General features: G+C 32.5%; 15 protein-coding genes. 11 read left to right on the forward strand and 4 right to left on the reverse strand.

Annotation, left to right across the window (positions count from 1 at the left end; genetic code table 11):
• The first annotated feature begins 16 nt into the window (after positions 1 to 16).
• The 3 genes from EV07_RS04415 to EV07_RS04425 all read left to right on the forward strand — a co-directional run bounded on the left by EV07_RS04415 (position 17) and on the right by EV07_RS04425 (position 1,892).
• Positions 17 to 418, forward strand: a complete 402-nt coding sequence (locus tag EV07_RS04415) for a DUF3110 domain-containing protein (RefSeq protein ID WP_036917667.1) — start codon at positions 17 to 19, stop codon at positions 416 to 418.
• A gap of 1 nt (position 419) precedes the next feature.
• The gene (gene murQ, locus EV07_RS04420; RefSeq protein WP_036917669.1) at positions 420 to 1,370 is read left to right on the forward strand and encodes an N-acetylmuramic acid 6-phosphate etherase; all 951 of its coding nucleotides are present in this window, start codon (positions 420 to 422) and stop codon (positions 1,368 to 1,370) included.
• Positions 1,371 to 1,466: 96 nt separating this feature from the next.
• Positions 1,467 to 1,892 (forward strand): peptidylprolyl isomerase, encoded by a 426-nt coding sequence (locus EV07_RS04425; RefSeq protein ID WP_036918254.1) that lies wholly within the window; start codon positions 1,467 to 1,469, stop codon positions 1,890 to 1,892.
• A 10-nt stretch (positions 1,893 to 1,902) separates the two neighbouring features.
• On the opposite strand, the gene ribBA is transcribed toward EV07_RS04425, so the two are convergent.
• Positions 1,903 to 3,549, reverse strand: coding sequence for a bifunctional 3,4-dihydroxy-2-butanone-4-phosphate synthase/GTP cyclohydrolase II (gene ribBA / locus EV07_RS04430; protein ID WP_036917672.1), 1,647 nt, complete (start codon positions 3,547 to 3,549; stop codon positions 1,903 to 1,905).
• A gap of 96 nt (positions 3,550 to 3,645) precedes the next feature.
• On the opposite strand from ribBA, the gene argC reads away from it, so the two are divergent.
• Entirely contained in the window at positions 3,646 to 4,725 is a 1,080-nt protein-coding gene (gene argC, locus EV07_RS04435; RefSeq protein WP_036917674.1) for an N-acetyl-gamma-glutamyl-phosphate reductase, read from the forward strand.
• Here argC and purN read toward each other — a convergent pair whose 3' ends face one another.
• Positions 4,726 to 5,373: a phosphoribosylglycinamide formyltransferase gene (purN, locus tag EV07_RS04440; protein WP_036917676.1), complete on the reverse strand. Its 648-nt coding sequence runs from the start codon at positions 5,371 to 5,373 to the stop codon at positions 4,726 to 4,728.
• 183 nt (positions 5,374 to 5,556) lie between these two features.
• Here purN and EV07_RS04445 point away from each other — a divergent pair, with 183 nt between their 5' ends.
• A complete protein-coding gene (locus tag EV07_RS04445; protein ID WP_052043876.1) occupies positions 5,557 to 7,158 on the forward strand; it encodes a glucose-6-phosphate isomerase in 1,602 nt (533 codons plus the stop codon).
• On the opposite strand, the gene leuS is transcribed toward EV07_RS04445, so the two are convergent.
• Positions 7,155 to 9,737, reverse strand: coding sequence for a leucine--tRNA ligase (gene leuS / locus EV07_RS04450; protein ID WP_036917678.1), 2,583 nt, complete (start codon positions 9,735 to 9,737; stop codon positions 7,155 to 7,157). The genes EV07_RS04445 and leuS overlap by 4 nt on opposite strands.
• Positions 9,738 to 9,859: 122 nt before the next feature.
• On the opposite strand from leuS, the gene dapF reads away from it, so the two are divergent.
• Genes dapF through EV07_RS04470 form a run of 4 tightly spaced genes read left to right on the forward strand, consistent with a single transcriptional unit; the run spans position 9,860 to position 13,851 of the window.
• The gene (gene dapF, locus EV07_RS04455) at positions 9,860 to 10,717 is read left to right on the forward strand and encodes a diaminopimelate epimerase (RefSeq protein WP_036917680.1); all 858 of its coding nucleotides are present in this window, start codon (positions 9,860 to 9,862) and stop codon (positions 10,715 to 10,717) included.
• Positions 10,718 to 10,732: 15 nt separating this feature from the next.
• Positions 10,733 to 11,923 (forward strand): cysteine desulfurase family protein, encoded by a 1,191-nt coding sequence (locus EV07_RS04460; protein ID WP_036917682.1) that lies wholly within the window; start codon positions 10,733 to 10,735, stop codon positions 11,921 to 11,923.
• Positions 11,924 to 11,925: 2 nt separating this feature from the next.
• Positions 11,926 to 12,570: a DUF1995 family protein gene (locus tag EV07_RS04465; protein ID WP_036917684.1), complete on the forward strand. Its 645-nt coding sequence runs from the start codon at positions 11,926 to 11,928 to the stop codon at positions 12,568 to 12,570.
• 9 nt (positions 12,571 to 12,579) lie between these two features.
• Positions 12,580 to 13,851, forward strand: coding sequence for a D-alanyl-D-alanine carboxypeptidase (locus EV07_RS04470; RefSeq protein WP_052043877.1), 1,272 nt, complete (start codon positions 12,580 to 12,582; stop codon positions 13,849 to 13,851).
• Here EV07_RS04470 and coaD read toward each other — a convergent pair.
• Positions 13,846 to 14,334 (reverse strand): pantetheine-phosphate adenylyltransferase, encoded by a 489-nt coding sequence (gene coaD, locus EV07_RS04475; protein ID WP_036917686.1) that lies wholly within the window; start codon positions 14,332 to 14,334, stop codon positions 13,846 to 13,848. The genes EV07_RS04470 and coaD overlap by 6 nt on opposite strands.
• A gap of 66 nt (positions 14,335 to 14,400) precedes the next feature.
• Between coaD and EV07_RS04480 the strand changes: the two genes are divergently transcribed.
• Together EV07_RS04480 and uvrC are read left to right on the forward strand one after the other, a co-directional pair.
• Entirely contained in the window at positions 14,401 to 14,883 is a 483-nt protein-coding gene (locus EV07_RS04480) for a flavin reductase family protein (RefSeq protein WP_036917690.1), read from the forward strand.
• Positions 14,884 to 14,890: 7 nt separating this feature from the next.
• A complete protein-coding gene (gene uvrC / locus EV07_RS04485) occupies positions 14,891 to 16,813 on the forward strand; it encodes an excinuclease ABC subunit UvrC (protein ID WP_036917692.1) in 1,923 nt (640 codons plus the stop codon).
• Positions 16,814 to 16,893: the final 80 nt, after the last annotated feature.

The raw sequence follows: 16,893 nt of genomic DNA on the forward strand, positions 1-16,893 counted from the left end.
ATCTCTCTGATCAAAAATGCTTGTCCATGTTTTACTTTATAACGTAGGTAAAGAACATGAGGGTATTCATTCTATTGATATTAAAGGTAAAACTATAGTTTTAATGTTTGAAGATATAGACGATGCGGAAAGATATCGTGGCCTTTTAGAAGCACAAGATTTTCCAAACCCTTCAATAGAATTAATAGAGCAGAAAGAAATTGATATTTTTTGTGATGATGCGGGTTATGAGTCTCGTCTTATACAGAAAGGGTTTGTACCTATTACTGAAGAAGACAGATTATTTATTTCACCACCTCAGAAAAACTTAGGATTAGAGCCTCCTTCTTCTAATCCAACTCAAACTGATTTATCTCAAAACAACTTAATTCAAGAAGACTTGGATACTATAAAAGAAAATCTCGAGAAATTAATCTGAAATGTCTTTATTTGATCAGTACAGTATCGACAATATAAATAGGGAAAATCTTTTAACTGAAGAAAATAATAAGCGCAGTAAAGATATAGATGTATTAGATACTCATAGCCTGGTAAGTATATTCATAGAAGAGGATAAGAAGCCTCAGCAGGCTGTAAGTAATGCTAAGAATGAAATAGCAAATGCTATTGAAGAAATTTCAAAAAGATTAAAAAATAATGGCAGATTGTTTTATATTGGAGCTGGCACTTCTGGTCGATTGGCAGTACTTGATGCTGCAGAATGCCCCCCAACATTCTGCACTTCACCTGAATTAGTTCAGGCTTTAATTGCAGGTGGACCTTCAGCTTTAATCAAAAGTGCTGAAGGCATTGAAGACAGTATTACAGAATCTATTTTAGATTTAAAAAAAAGGAACTTCTCTTCCAAGGATACTTTAATTGGTATTACTGCAGGAGGTACAACCCCATATGTATTATCTGCATTAAAATATTCCAAAGAAATAAATGCTTTTAATCTTGTAATTACTTGCGTACCAGCAGAACAGGCTGTATTCAATAGTGACATTGTAATTAGGTTGCTAACTGGCCCTGAAATAATCCCTGGCTCCACACGTTTGAAAGCTGCTACAGCAACTAAAATGACCTTAAATATCATTTCCACTGGCATTATGATTAGGTTAGGAAAGATTTTCAAAAATAAAATGGTTGATTTATCAATTACTAATTCGAAATTATTAGATCGATCTATTAGAATTCTAAAAGATTTATTGAATATTGATAGAGCAGAAGCATTCGGCTTGTTGAAATCCTCTAATGGATCAGTTAAAATTTCATGTATCATGAAATTAACAGGCTTAAGTTGTAAAAAAGCAAATTTAATTTTAGATCAGCACCAATCAAATCTACATAGTTGTTTATCAGCTCTTGGTGTAGATATGTCTCAGTTTTAGTTCGTTTGCATTTCGAATTATTCTGACAGTTAAACCTGCTTATTGCTTTATAATGATTATAAATCATTTTCTATTTAATTTACAATGAAAGCCATAATGGATACTGATGTAGGGTCTATTTCTTTAGAATTATTTGAAACACATGCTCCCAGCACAGTTGCAAATTTTGCAAAGCTATCTAAAGAAGGCTTTTATGACGGTCTTTCTTTTCATCGTGTTATACAAGGATTCATGGCACAGGGTGGCTGTCCGAATTCTCGAGAGGGTTCTTCTGGCATGCCTGGAACTGGTGGTCCAGGATATAACATTGATTGTGAAATTAATGAAAAAAAGCATATACCAGGAGCTCTTTCTATGGCTCATGCCGGCAAGAATACTGGTGGAAGCCAATTCTTTATAGTTCACAATTCCCAACCTCATCTTGATGGAGTACACACAGTTTTTGGACAAACTAAAGATATGGATGTTGTACTTAAATTAGAAAACGGATCGCTAATTAAAAAAGTAACTATTATTGATTAGCCATATTTAATTACTTCCATATTAATAAATACGGTAATTTTTTATTATGATTCTTTTTGATTTGGTCGGTTATATTACTTGATAGTAAATTAATATCTAAATAATCAGTTTCTAAATCTTGTGATGGGTGAATCGCTTGCTCTTTGCTACTAGATACAAATAAGCCAATTTTTGTTGTACCTTCCCAATTAACCATAGTTTCAAGAATACTTATTATTTTATCTATTTTGATTTCTTTTTTTATTCGCCATACAAATTGAGGCCTTTCTAATAGGGCTAATAATCTTGATGAATTTTCTGGTAGCAGTTCTAAATTATTTTCAGTTGCTTTTTGTTCAGCTTGAATTCTGAAAATTGAAAGCATCTGAGCAGAGGAGGCACCATCCCAAAAGACCACATAGTATTTACCCTCTTCATTTTTATATTGGTCACCTATTAAATGGCCTAGTTTTTTCTGCTTAATAGCCAAATATTCAGCATTATGGTCACCAGGTGAGATTACTAGTGGCTCTCTACTTTCTACTTTTATCCCATATCCTCCTAATCCCGCAATTTTTCGAGGATTGTTAGTTAATAATCTTAGTCGATGTATTCCTAGATCTGTGAGAATTTGTGCTCCAACACCATAATTTCGTAAATCAGCTGGGAAACCTAATTTTTCATTAGCTTCTACTGTATCTAATCCCCCATCCTGAAGGCTATAAGCTCTTAGTTTATTTATTAGTCCTATTCCTCTACCTTCTTGCCTTAGATAAACTACTATCCCTTCTCCTTCTTCTGAGATTTTTGATAATGCAGCTTCTAATTGAGGACGACAATCACATCTTAATGATCCAAAGGCATCTCCTGTTAAGCATTCTGAGTGCATCCTTACTAGTACAGGCTCTTTTAATTTTCCAATCTTGCCTTTTACTAAAGCCACATGTTCCGTACCATCTAATTCATTGACATAGCCGATAGCTTCAAATTTTCCAAATATGCTGGGCAATCTTGTCGAGGCCTTTCTATATACAAAACGTTCATTTTCTAATCTAAACTTAATTAGATCGGCGATGCTAATAATTTTGAGACCCCAAGTTTTTGCATAGTTTCTTAATTCTGGTAAACGGGCCATTGAACCATCGGCATTTTGAATTTCACAAATAACTCCAGCTGCTGATAAACCCGAGAGTAATGAAAGGTCTACAGCTGCCTCAGTATGACCAGCTCTTTTTAGAACACCCCCTTTATTAGCTCTTAATGGAAAAACATGTCCTGGTCTTCTTAAATGACTTGGTTTTGCTTTTGGGTTTAATGCTACTTGAATCGTTCTAGCTCTATCTTCAGCTGAGATGCCCGTTGAGACACCATATTCAGGGCCTGCATCGATACTTATAGTAAAGGCTGTTTGATTTGAATCTGTATTCCTGTCCACCATTAAAGGAAGATCTAATTGATCTAATTTCTCACCATCCATAGCTAGACATATCAAACCTCTAGCCTCAGTTGCCATGAAGTTTATTTGTTGAGGTGTGGCGAATTGAGCTGCACAAATTAAATCACCCTCGTTTTCTCTGCTTTCGTCATCAACAACTACAACGCATTCACCATTCCTTATAGCAGCTAATGCATCTGCTATTTGATCAAAAGCTATATTTAGTGTGTTCTTAGATTTCAAGTTCTACCTCTTAATTATTTGATGAATAAGGAGTTATTGCTGTACTTGAACTCTGGGATAAGTTCATAATGCTTTTTTAAGCCTATATTATTCTATATGGAACCTATAAATAATAATCCAAAACGTGTTGCGATCATAGGTGCATCTGGTTACGGTGGCCTGCAGGCAATTAGATTACTAAAAGATCACCCTTTTTTTGAAATATCCTTTTTAGGTGGGGATAAAACTGTTAATACAAAATGGAATGACTTATGTCCTTTCCTAAAGCTGCCAAATGATCCAGTTATTCAGTCTGTAAACCCAGATCTAATATCAGAATCAGCTGACTTTGTTTTGTTGAGTCTCCCAAATGGATTCTCTTCTCAGATAACACCAGAATTGATAAATAGAAAAATTAAAGTTGTCGATCTATCTGCTGACTATAGATATAGGTCCTTGGAACAATGGAAAGATGTTTATTCAAAAGAGGCAAGTAATTTTATCAGGTCTGATGAGGAACTTTGTAAAAAGGCTATTTATGGAATACCAGAATGGAATTTTAATGAAATATCTAAATCAGACTTGATTGCTTCACCGGGTTGCTTCCCAACATCCAGTTTATTAGCTTTGTTACCATTTTTAAAGCAAGGACTTATAGATGAAGAAGGAATTATTATCGATTCTAAAACAGGAACTTCGGGAGGTGGGCGGAATCCAAAAGAACATTTATTACTCTCAGAATGTTCTGAATCAATATCCCCTTACGGAGTTATAGGCCATAGGCATACATCAGAAATAGAGCAGGAATTAAGTAGTATTTCATCAACGAATATTCAGTTACAATTTACTCCTCACCTTGTTCCAATGGTAAGAGGTATACTTTCAACAGTTTATGCTCGATTGCGAGATCCTTGCTTAACTGCTAATGATTGTAAGACTGTATTAGAAGCTATATATCGTGATAAATCAACAATAGAAATATTACCTGTAGGAATTTATCCTAGTACTAAATGGGTTAGATTTACAAATAAAGCCTTATTAAGTGTTCAAGTAGATAATCGTAATGGGAGATTAGTCTTAATGAGTGCTATAGATAATTTAATAAAGGGTCAGGCTGGTCAAGCAATTCAATGCCTTAATCTGATGGCAGGAATAAATATTAATGAAGGATTGCCTTTAGATACTTTTTATCCTTAATTATTCAATCTTTCTCCATTTACTTGCTGCTATTGCAATACCTATACTTATGATTTTATGTTCTTGCTCTTGTATCTTAAAATGTAGAGTATCTTCGTCATCTAATTCATTTATTGGTATTGCTGCTTGAACTAATATCTCACCAGAATCAACATCTTTATTTACAATATGTACACTACACCCTGTAATTTTACTAGAACTAGATAATGCTTGATTTACAGCTTTATTTCCCTTGAAACTTGGCAACAAAGAAGGGTGTAAGTTGACAACCTTGCCATTGAACTTATCTATAAGTATTGAAGTGACAATTCTCATCCATCCAACCATTATGACACCTTCAACATTAAATCTTTCTAGTATATTAATAATTGCAAAGTCTAAATCCTCTCTATTGTTATAATCTTTATGATTAAGTATAAAATAAGGAATACAATTATTTTTCGCTTTTTCTATTGAACCACAATTAGGATCATTGACAATTAGGCATTTTATTTCAGCATCTAATTTATCATTATTAATGTCTTTTATTATTGCCTCAAAATTACTTCCTTTTCCTGAAGCTAGAATGGCTAGAGTTAATTTAGGTTTAAACTTTGGCAATGTTGTTAAATTTGGATTTATGATTGCATTGGGATTTGTTCTATTCATAATTTAAAAAATTGTTTGTTGTTTTTATATTCTATTTAGATGTTGGTATTTATTATATATTAGGTTGGTGATTCATGAACATTTAATTGGTTTCGTAGATAAATTATCGATTTTAATTGCATGATGATACATAATAAGAAAAATTTTTGTAGATCGTTGGATCAATAATCTGATCTCCTTGATATGAAATTCCAAGACTTTGACAATGCTAATCCTTTGAGTCAATGGAGCCGTTTTTGTGATCTCCTCTTTTTTGATCAACAGATTGGGATATGGATTGATATAAGCAGGATGAATCTATCATCAAATGAACTTGCAGAAATGGAGGATTCATTCTTAAAAGCCTTTTCTCATATGCGGGAACTTGAGAATGGGGCAATTTCAAACCAAGATGAAAACAGACAGGTTGGTCATTATTGGCTTAGGGACCCTTCTATAGCTCCAAATAATTTAATTGGAGAATCCATCCAAAAGGAAATCAGAGATATTAACGATTTTGGAGAAAAAATTCTTAATGGAGAAATTATCAATGAACATGGTCAGAAATTTACAGATGTTTTTTGGATAGGTATTGGAGGAAGTGGATTAGGCCCTTTATTGATAGTCAATTCCTTGCAAGAAAAAGGAAAAGGTTTAAATTTCACTTTTCTGGATAATGTCGACCCTAATGGTATTTACCAAAAATTAGACTTATTGAAGGATTCTCTTTCTTCTACTTTGTTTGTTGTCGTTAGTAAATCTGGTGGAACCCCTGAGCCTCAGATTGGGATGGATCAAGCAAGAAAATATTTAACGGATAAGGGCTATGAATGGTCAAGTAGGGCTATAGCAATAACTATGAATCAAAGCGCCCTTTACAAAAAAGCAAAAGACGAATCATGGCTTAAAATTTTTGATTTGCCAGATTGGGTTGGTGGAAGGACAAGCATTGCTGGCGCAGTAGGTCTTCTACCTATAGCTTTAATTGGTAACGACATTAATCATTTTCTTAATGGTTGTAGTCATATGGATAAGATTACAAGGAGAGAGAAAATTGTAGATAACCCAGCAGCTTTGTTGGCTTCTGTTTGGTTTTCTTCAGGACAAGGAAAAGGATTAAGGGATATGGTTGTATTGCCTTATCAAGATCGACTAGAGGTGTTTAGTAAGTATCTACAACAATTAGTAATGGAATCATTAGGCAAAGAAATAAATAGAAAAGGTCAAAAGGTAAATCAAGGTTTGGCAGTCTATGGCAACAAGGGCTCTACAGATCAACATGCTTATGTTCAACAATTAAGAGATGGAATTGATAATTTCTTTGTTACCTTTATAGAAATTCTAGAAGATAGTAAAAACGTACCCAAAATTAATAAGAAATCTCCAGGTGATTATCTTTCTGGATTTTTACAAGGGACTCGGTTAGCACTATCTGAGAATAACAGACAAAGCATAACTATCACATTAAATAAGTTTGACTCATATTCGCTTGGAGCACTAATTGCTTTGTTTGAAAGAAGTGTTGGTTTATATGCAGAGCTTATCGATATTAATGCATACCATCAACCTGGAGTTGAGGCTGGAAAGAAAGCAGCTTCTAATATACTTAAACTTCAATCTGATATCGAATTAGTATTATTAGACCAGGAAAGTTATAGTATTGAACAAATTATGAAGAAAATTCCTGACTCTTCTGCAGAGTCTATATTTATAATATTAAGACACTTGGCAGCAAACAATTCTGTATATAAAGTAAACGGAGATTGGTCAGAACCTAGGTCCTTATTAATTAAAAAGCATAACTAGATAACTATATTTATTAATTTACCTTTTACTACTATAATTCTTTTAGGAGTATTATCTTTTATCCATTTCTTACCAACGTCACTTTTGACTGCTTTCTCTTTTAAAATATCATCATCATCATTTGTATTAGCAGAAACAAACCCTCTCACTTTGCCATTTATTTGAATTATAAGGTTATAACTATCTTCAATTAATGCTGATTCATCATGAGTTGGCCATGAGCTTTCATGAATACTTCCTTCGCAATTCAATTTTGCCCATAGCTCTTCGGATAAATGAGGGGCAAATGGTGCTAATAAAATAGATAATGTAGTTAATGATTGGTTAAGTATTAAATGATTTACTTTATCTTTATTTTCGTAGATGGAATTACAAAGAATCATTAACTCTGATATTGCAGTATTGAATTGTGAATTTAAATCTAGATCTATGGTTACTTCCTTAATAGTTTTATTTATAATTTTCCTTAATTTTCTATCGGAATCATTTAGCTTATCTACTTTTAACGATGGATCTATATATTTTAATTTAAAATCAGAAATATCTTCTATCTCTGCAAAGAGCCTCCAAATTCTATTTATAAATCGATATTGTCCTTCTACATCTGATTCATCCCATTCAAGATCTTTTTCTGGTGGAGCCTTGAAAAGAATAAACATTCTCGCTGTATCCGCTCCATATTTATCTATTACATCTGATGGATCTACACCATTGTATTTGGATTTTGACATTTTTTCATATATAACATCTAATTTTTCACCAGTATTTGGATCTGTAGGATTTTTATGATCCTTTACTAGATTAGAAGCTATATATTTTTGAGTAGATGGATTTTTAAATGTAATACCCTGAACCATACCTTGTGTTAAGAGATTCTTAAATGGTTCTTTGATATTAAACCCTTGACTTATTTTTAGTGCTTTTAATATAAATCTTGAATATAATAAATGTAGAATAGCATGCTCAATTCCACCAACATATTGATCAACAGGTAGCCATTTGTCAATTTTCTTTCGATCGAACGGTCTTGAAGTATTTTTAGAATCTACATATCTTAAAAAATACCAAGATGAACACATAAATGTATCCATAGTGTCAGTCTCTAATTTTGCTTGCCCATTACATCTGGGGCAAATGGTTTTCTGATTAGAATTATTATGATTCAACTTAAGAGGTAAATCGTCTTTTGGTAAAGGGACAATACCGCATTTATCACAATGAATTATAGGTATAGGACAACCCCAGTAACGCTGCCGTGAAATCAACCAGTCTCTTAGCTTATAGCTAACTTTTTTATATGCCCATCCTTCATCTATTCCTTGTTGTGTAATTTTTTCTTTCGCTTTTGTTGAGATTAAATTATTAAATGGACCAGAATTTATAAGTATCCCATTACCTGTATATGCTCTGGTTTCATTATCATCTGTTTCTTTCTCACTTTTAACAACATAAGTAATTGGTAGAGAATACTTAGTGGCAAAATCATAATCGCGTTGATCATGACCTGGCACCCCCATTACAGCACCTGTTGCATATGTTTCAAGTACATAGTCTGCAACCCATACTGGAATTAACTCACCATTAATTGGATTAATAGCTTTACATCCTATATCTACTCCCCTTTTATCCTTTCCTGTAGATGTTCGTTCTTGATCACTTAACTTTGATATTATATTTCTAAAGTCATTCAGTTCTGACCTATTTTTTTTGCAAACAATTGAATTAACTAATGGATGTTCTGGAGCAAGTACTAGATAATTTGCTCCATAAATAGTGTCTGGGCGAGTAGTAAATATTTTTACAGTATATTTTTTAGAGTTAGTTAATATTTTAAAGTCTATCTCTGTTCCAGAAGATTTCCCTATCCAATTTTCTTGCATAGCTTTAACATTTTGAGGCCAGCCATTTAGCTTTTGCAGGTCTACTATTAACTCCTCAGCGAAATCTGTAATTTTAAGAAACCATTGTTTTAACTTTCTTTTTTCTACAATTGCTCCAGATCTCCATGATCTACCATTTGAATCAACCTGTTCATTAGCAAGAACAGTTTTGTCTATAGGATCCCAATTTACAGTTGCTGATTTTTGATAAGCGAGGCCATTCTCTAGTAACTGTAAGAATATATATTGTGTCCATTTAAAATAGTCTTCATGGCAAGTTTTTAATTCCCTTTCCCAATCAATTGAAAGTCCCAATCGCTTGAGTTGTTTCTTCATTTGCTCGATATTTTTGTATGTCCATATATCAGCAGGAATTCCTCTGTCTATCGCTGCATTCTCAGCAGGTAAGCCGAATGCATCCCAGCCCATTGGGTGCAAGACAGCTTCTCCTTTCATTCTATGAAGTCTTGCTATTACATCAGTAATTACATAATTTCGGACATGCCCCATATGTAATGTTCCAGATGGATAGGGAAACATTGAGAGTGCGTAAAACTTTTTTTGGTTTGGTTTGGGGTCTTGTGTCTTGTATAGACTTGACTCTTCCCAAACTTTTTGCCAATACTGTTCTGATATGTTTGGCCTATAAGCTTTTGGTGTGCTTTCTATAGATTGATTGTGTGCTGGCTTAGATGTCACTTATTTTTAGTTTGAAGATAATACTGTTATGTTGATAATAATCTTAAAACAAAAACTATACTATTATTATAAGTGTCATACACTATTCTTCTAATAATTCCTAATCTGATTATTTTCTTAATATGAAAATAGTGAATTTTTTCAAATATGAAGGTTTAGGTAATGATTTCATCATAATTGATGCTTTAGAAAATTCAACAAATCTAAAACTATTTTCCAATGATCAGAACTTGGTTAGAAGAATTTGTGATAGACGCTTTGGAATTGGAGCAGATGGATTAATTCTTTTATTGCCACCAGATAGAAACGGTATAGCCAAGATGGAAATATTTAATTCAGATGGATCAATAGCTGAGATGTGTGGGAATGGTATTAGATGTCTAGTTAACTTTATTCATTCACATACAGAAATTAAAATAGAACAGAATATCATTATAGAAACTAGAGCTGGTGACATTATATCTAGCCTTAAAATAGATAATATGGTTTCAGTAAATATGGGGATTCCTTTCTTTGAACCTTCTAGAATACCGACTACAATAAAATCAACCAAAGGTAGTGTACCTCATCAAACAATATCAATAGAAAGCAAAGATATTGATATATATGCAGTTGGAATGGGTAATCCTCATATGGTTATATTTTTTGATACTTTAGATAATTTACCTTTTAAGAGATTAGGTACTTTATTAGAAAATCATCCAAATTTCCCTCAGAAGACTAATGTTCACTTTGCTCAAGTTATTAATCCTACAAAAATTAAAATGAAAACTTGGGAGAGGGGCTGTGGAGCTACCCTGGCATGCGGAACAGGAGCATGTGGAACTCTTGCTGTTTCTTCTAAATTAGGCTTATCAGAATCAAAAGCTGAGTTAATGCTGCCAGGTGGAAGCCTTTTTATTAATTGGCCTGATAGCACTAAATCTATCTATATGACAGGGCCAGCATTACAAGTATATGAAGGCAAAATAACTTTATAAAGGCTATTTTTATTTATGTTTTATTCAGACAATTTAATTTATTTAGATGCCTCTGCAACTACACCACCTCATCCTGATGTAATACAAGAAATTTATAATGTTCAGAAAGAACTTTGGGGTAATCCATCTAGCTTGCATTCTGTTGGTATTAAAGCTTTGGATTTATTAGAGAGGAGTCGTCTTTCAATAGCAAAAAAGTTTAATGTTAAATCTGACCAAGTTATTTTCACCTCAGGAGCAACTGAATCAATTCATTTAGCATTAAAAGGCATTGCACCTAATATTAATCCAGGAAGAATTGTTATAAGTTCTGTTGAGCACCCATCAGTAATAGCAGCAGCAGAATCTCTATCAAAGTATGGATGGATAATTGACTATTGGCCTGTAGATTCCTTTGGGTCAATTGATTTAAGTCTAACTGACAAATTTCTTTCTGCTCCTACTAAGATGATTTCCCTTATATGGGGTCAGAATGAAGTTGGAACATTGATGCCAATACCTTTAATTGCAAAAGAATGCAAAAAACGAAAGATTTATTTTCATACAGATGCAACACAAATTATTTCTCAAGGCACCTTTGATTTTAAGAGTCTTGGTGTAAATTCTTTTTCAGCTTCTGCTCATAAGTTTAGAGGACCTAAAGGTATTGGTTTTCTTATTATAGATAATGAATATTTAGAACAATTAATCCCTATTCAAGGTGGAGGCTTACAGGAAAATGGATATAGATCAGGAACTCCATCAGTAGCATTGGCTCATGGTATGGCAATTGCTTTAGAATTAGTTAACGTTCAATCAACAATTTCCAATAATAAGTTGATATTTAATGATACTAATACAACTCTGCTTACGAAGAAGCTCTATGAAAGTTTATTAAAAATTGAGCACTTAGACTTTATTGGTGACAAATTAAATAGACTTCCTAATCATATTTCATTTATAGTTAAGAGTAAAACAAATCAGCCAATATCAGCTAGAAGACTAGTTAGAGAACTATCAGAAAAAGGTATTTTTGTCAGCTCAGGTAGTGCTTGCTCTTCAAATTCTATCCCTAAGAATAATGTTTTAAAATCTATGGGAATAGATCCAAAATTATATGGATCAAGCATTAGGATCTCACTAGGTAATTGGATAGAAAATCTTGATACAAATTCCTTAAGGCTTACAATTTCATCTACAATCGAGCACATATCTAACCAATCTTAAATATGAGTAAATACAAGGATAATTTGTTATTACCTAGGGATCTTAACCAATGCGAGTCTGCTTTGAGCGAATCAATTAAAGCTTCTATAAGATCTAATAAATATTCTAGGATTTCGGTAAATCTAAGCTTTCAAGGATTACGATTGACACCATTAGTAGTAAGATTATATTATAATTTACTTAAGGAAGACATTAACATCATTTTAGCCTTCTCTGATATAGGAAGTTCTGCATTGGCTAAAAGAGATTATCCGGAATTGATAAATTCTATATTTACATTTAAAGAGTTATTGCTTCCTATCAATACTAATATGACAAATAAAATTATTATAGCAGTATCACCACAACCGTTTGAATATGAGCAATTTGAATCGTTATGTACTGATACTAAGTTGACTATTATAATGCTAAATGGACGCTTGGAGGAGACAGCAATTGGCGTAGGATATGTTGGCCGAGAAAGAAGGATTGGATTTATTAGATCATGGCATATAGCATTTTGGATAGAACCATTTAGACTTGGGGCTATTTACAAACAATATAATAGCGAATGGAATGTCTTTAAATATACTAAACTAGGCTATATCTTTTGTGAATCCTTTTCACAAAAGCCAGATAATGATTTGATTACCAACTGTTTGACTTAACTGAGTAATATGATTATCAAAGGAAAATATAAATTACTTATAAGTGCTATTTTTGCTTTAATTTTCTCAAGCTACTTACTACCTAACCTACGTCCAGCTTTTCATAAACTTAGTACTTCTTATGGTTTTATTAGAAATAGACTTGTAAAAAAAGAATTTAAGATGAATATATGCCTCAATCTAACTAATAAAATTACTAAGATTATTGATTTAAATTACTTAACTACAAGCATTACCATATTAGATCCAGACGACTCTATAATTGTTGATATCAATGGCAATGAATTACGTATACCTGCTTCTAATCAAAAGATTTTTACCACAGCATTCTCATTAGCAAAACTTGGACCAAGGCACTCATTAACTACAACTTTATACAAGAATAGAGATGGGTTTTATGAACTAATAGGAAGTGGAGACCCAGATTTAAACTTAAATGATATAACTACCATCACATCTAAAATTTCTGAAAATCCATTCTTTTCACATACAAGGCCTTATTTGGTTATTTATGAGGAACCAGAAAAATCATGGTGGCCAGAAAGTTGGTCTTTAACAGATAGGCAGGAAGATTATGGAGCTCCTATCTCACGTTTAGCTATATCAAGCAATGCAACTGATTATGCCATAAATGATCCTTTGACAAAATTTGTTAGTTCTACAAATAGTTTACTTGTAGATAACAATATTTTTATTGATATAATTACTAAGGATTATATTAAATTTAATAATAATAATAATAATAATAGAAAAATTCTATACACAAAAAATTCCGCACCACTTTATATGTTGCTAAATTTGGCTAATTCAGAGAGCCATAATTTCACAAGCGAGGTTTTACTTAGGAATACATCTAATTCATGGTATCCTTCAATATCATCCGATAGATTATATAATTGGTTAATTAATATTGGAGTTGATAAAGACCATGTAAATATCTTTGATGGTAGTGGTCTATCTCGTCGAAACAGAGCAACAACTAGATCAATAACTTATGTTCTTTCTTATATGCAGAAACATAAATATAGTAATTACTTTATTTCATCTATGTCTCTACTTGGTTATAGAGGTACCCTTAAGGATTATTATAAAACATCACTTATAAATTCCAAGTTCCTAGGAAAGTCAGGAACTCTAAATGGAGTCAGGTCTTTATCTGGTTACCTTTATACACCTAATGGTATACGAATAGTTAGCATAATTCAGAATGATCAAAATTATAATGAGTCACTTTTTTCTGATATTCTTTCTGAGGTTTATAAGGAGCAAAATTGTTTATAGGCTTTTTTTGTTTTTCACTATATTATATAAATCTTTTGCAATTATTTCTGGAACCATATGATCAACCCTTCCTCCAAATAAGGCTACTTCTTTAACAACAGAGCTACTTAAAAAACTGTGATGTGCTTCAGTAGCAAGAAATATTGTTTCAATTGATCTATCTAAGGATCTATTAGTATGTGATATCTGTAATTCATATTCAAAATCACTCATTGCTCTTAGGCCTCTAAGAATTAAATCAACATTATTTTTTCTAGCACAATCAACAGTTAATCCTTTGTAAGCAATTACTTCTATAGACTTGAGCTCTTTTGTTGCATGTTTAATGTGTTCTATGCGCCTATTAATAGTGAAAGTCGATTGTTTATTAGGATTCTCAAGAACAGCGATAATTACTTTGTCGCAAAGCTGGGATGCTCTATGGACAAGGTCAAGATGTCCAAATGTTAGAGGATCGAAACTACCAGGATAGAGAATTTGCATGAATTAAATCCTATGTTGATCTTATTTTGATTAAGTGATTACATTTAAGAGAGCGAATCATTGTTTATGCCACTCGATTTAGATGCAAAGAAGGTTCTCCTTAGAAAGATACCTCACGGACTCTTCATTTGTACTGTCCGTGAAGGGGACGAAATTAATGGTTTTACAGCTAGCTGGGTAACGCAAGGCTCCTTTACACCGCCTCTTGTCGTAATGGCAGTTCGATCTGAAGGCTCAAGTCATGGAATTATTAAAAGGACAAATAATTTCTGTCTTAATTTCCTTCGATCAGATCAAAAAGACCTTGCAGCTGTGTTTTTTAAACCTCAGCAAGGCTTAGGGGGGCGGTTTGAGTCAACTTCCTATACGTTAGGGGAAGTAGGTCTACCTATACTTACTGATGCTATAGGAGGCGTGGAATGTAAGGTCATAGGTGCTATTGAACATGGTGACCATACAGTTTTTGCAGGAGAAGTAATATCTGCTGTACTGCACAAGGATTCAGACTCTCTAAATTTAGCTTCTACTGGATGGACCTACGGGGGGTGAAAATACTTTGACATCTAAATTAGATAATTTATCACTTATAAATAATCAAGTAAGACTAAAAAGAATATTAGGAAGTATTCCTTCTTTGCCAGGATGCTATTTAATGAAGGATAATAATGACAGGTTTTTATATATTGGAAAGTCTAAGAATTTAAGAGCTAGGGTTAGATCATATTTTAAAGATAATAACTCACTCTCAGCAAGAATTTCTTTAATGGTAAGGCAAGTCTATGACATCGAATTTATAGTTACTGATACAGAGACCGAATCTCTTACTTTAGAATCTAATCTAATTAAGCAGAACCAGCCATATTTCAATATATTGTTAAAGGATGATAAAAAATATCCATACTTATGCATTACTTGGAGCGAATTATATCCTAGGATATTTATCACTAGAAGAAGAAGAAATAGAAATATAAAAGACAAGTATTTTGGACCTTATGTAGATGTTAACAACTTGCGAAATATGTTATATATAGTCAAGAAGATCTTACCAGTAAGACAGAGATTAAGACCTTTATATAAAGATAAAACTTGTCTCAACTATTCTATAGGCATATGCCCTGGAGTCTGTCAGGAATTGATAACTTCCGAGGACTATCGGAAAACAATTAAAAAAGTAGAAATGATTTTTCAAGGTAGAACTAAAGAGCTTAAAGATATACTTTTAGAGAAAATGTATAAACACTCTGAGTTGTTAGAATACGAGAAATCCCTATTTATTAAAAAACAGATAGAAGCTATAAACAAAATAACTGAGTCTCAGAAAATGATTGATCCAGATTCATTAGTTAATAGGGATGTAATAGCACTATATGGCAATGATTCAATTAATTGCATTCAGTTATTTCAAATTAGATCAGGTAAGATTATAGGGAGAATTGCATATACCTTAGATTCTCATAATTATACACCTGATGTTATTATAGAAAATGTAATAATAGAACATTATTCTCAGTTATCTTCAATAGAAGTACCTTCTGAGATTATTATAGAATATCAAGTTAAAGAACCCGAAGTTATAGAACAATGGTTAACTGAAATAAGAAAAAGACAAGTTAAATTATTTTGTCCTATTAGAAGCTCTAAGAAGAAATTAGTTGAATTAGTAAAAAAGAATGCACAGCTTGAGCTAAATAAAATATGCCAAGGCAAAGAGAAAACCATCTCTTCCTTAGAAAATTTGGCAGAATTATTGGATCTTCCTTTCCCTCCTAAAAGGATTGAGGGTTATGATATAAGTCATCTACAAGGAAGTAATGCTGTTGGATCTCAAGTTGTTTTTATAGATGGAATACCAGCTAAACATCATTATAGAAAATATACCATTAAAGATACAGAAATAAAGATAGGTCATAGTGATGACTATAAAGCAATTTATGAAGTAATAACAAGACGTTTTAGAAAATGGTCCTTATACAAATCTCAAGGTATAGATATTAATTTACTTCGAGATAAGAAGTCATCTGTTTTTAATCCCTTGATTGCTCAGGATTTCCCTGATCTTATTATGATAGATGGAGGGAAAGGGCAGCTTAATTCAGCCTTAAAAGCTTTAAGAGAATTACAATTAGATTCTGATATAAACATTTGTTCTTTAGCTAAAAAAAATGAAGAAGTTTTTCTACCAGGTATTAATCATTCTCTAGATTGTGATCAGGAAGATACTGGTTTATACTTGTTGAGAAGGCTAAGAGACGAAGCTCATAGGTTTGCACTGGCTTTTCACAGAAATAAAAGATCTAACGATTTAAAAAGGTCTGATCTAAGTGATATAGAAGGAATTGGTCCGAAAAGAATCAAAACTCTTTTATCTCATTTTAATTCAGTTCAGGCAATACGAATGGCTAGAAAAGAGCAGATAGCATTGGTACCAGGTGTAGGAAAAGAATTGGCATATAATATATGGAGATATTTCAATAAGTAACTAAGTATATTTACAATAATTATTCAAATATATGCACAAAGACCATGTCGTAAATATATAATATACTTATAAAGACAATT

Origin of the sequence: Prochlorococcus sp. MIT 0603 (genome assembly GCF_000760215.1) — a bacterium.
Taxonomy (GTDB): domain Bacteria; phylum Cyanobacteriota; class Cyanobacteriia; order PCC-6307; family Cyanobiaceae; genus Prochlorococcus_E.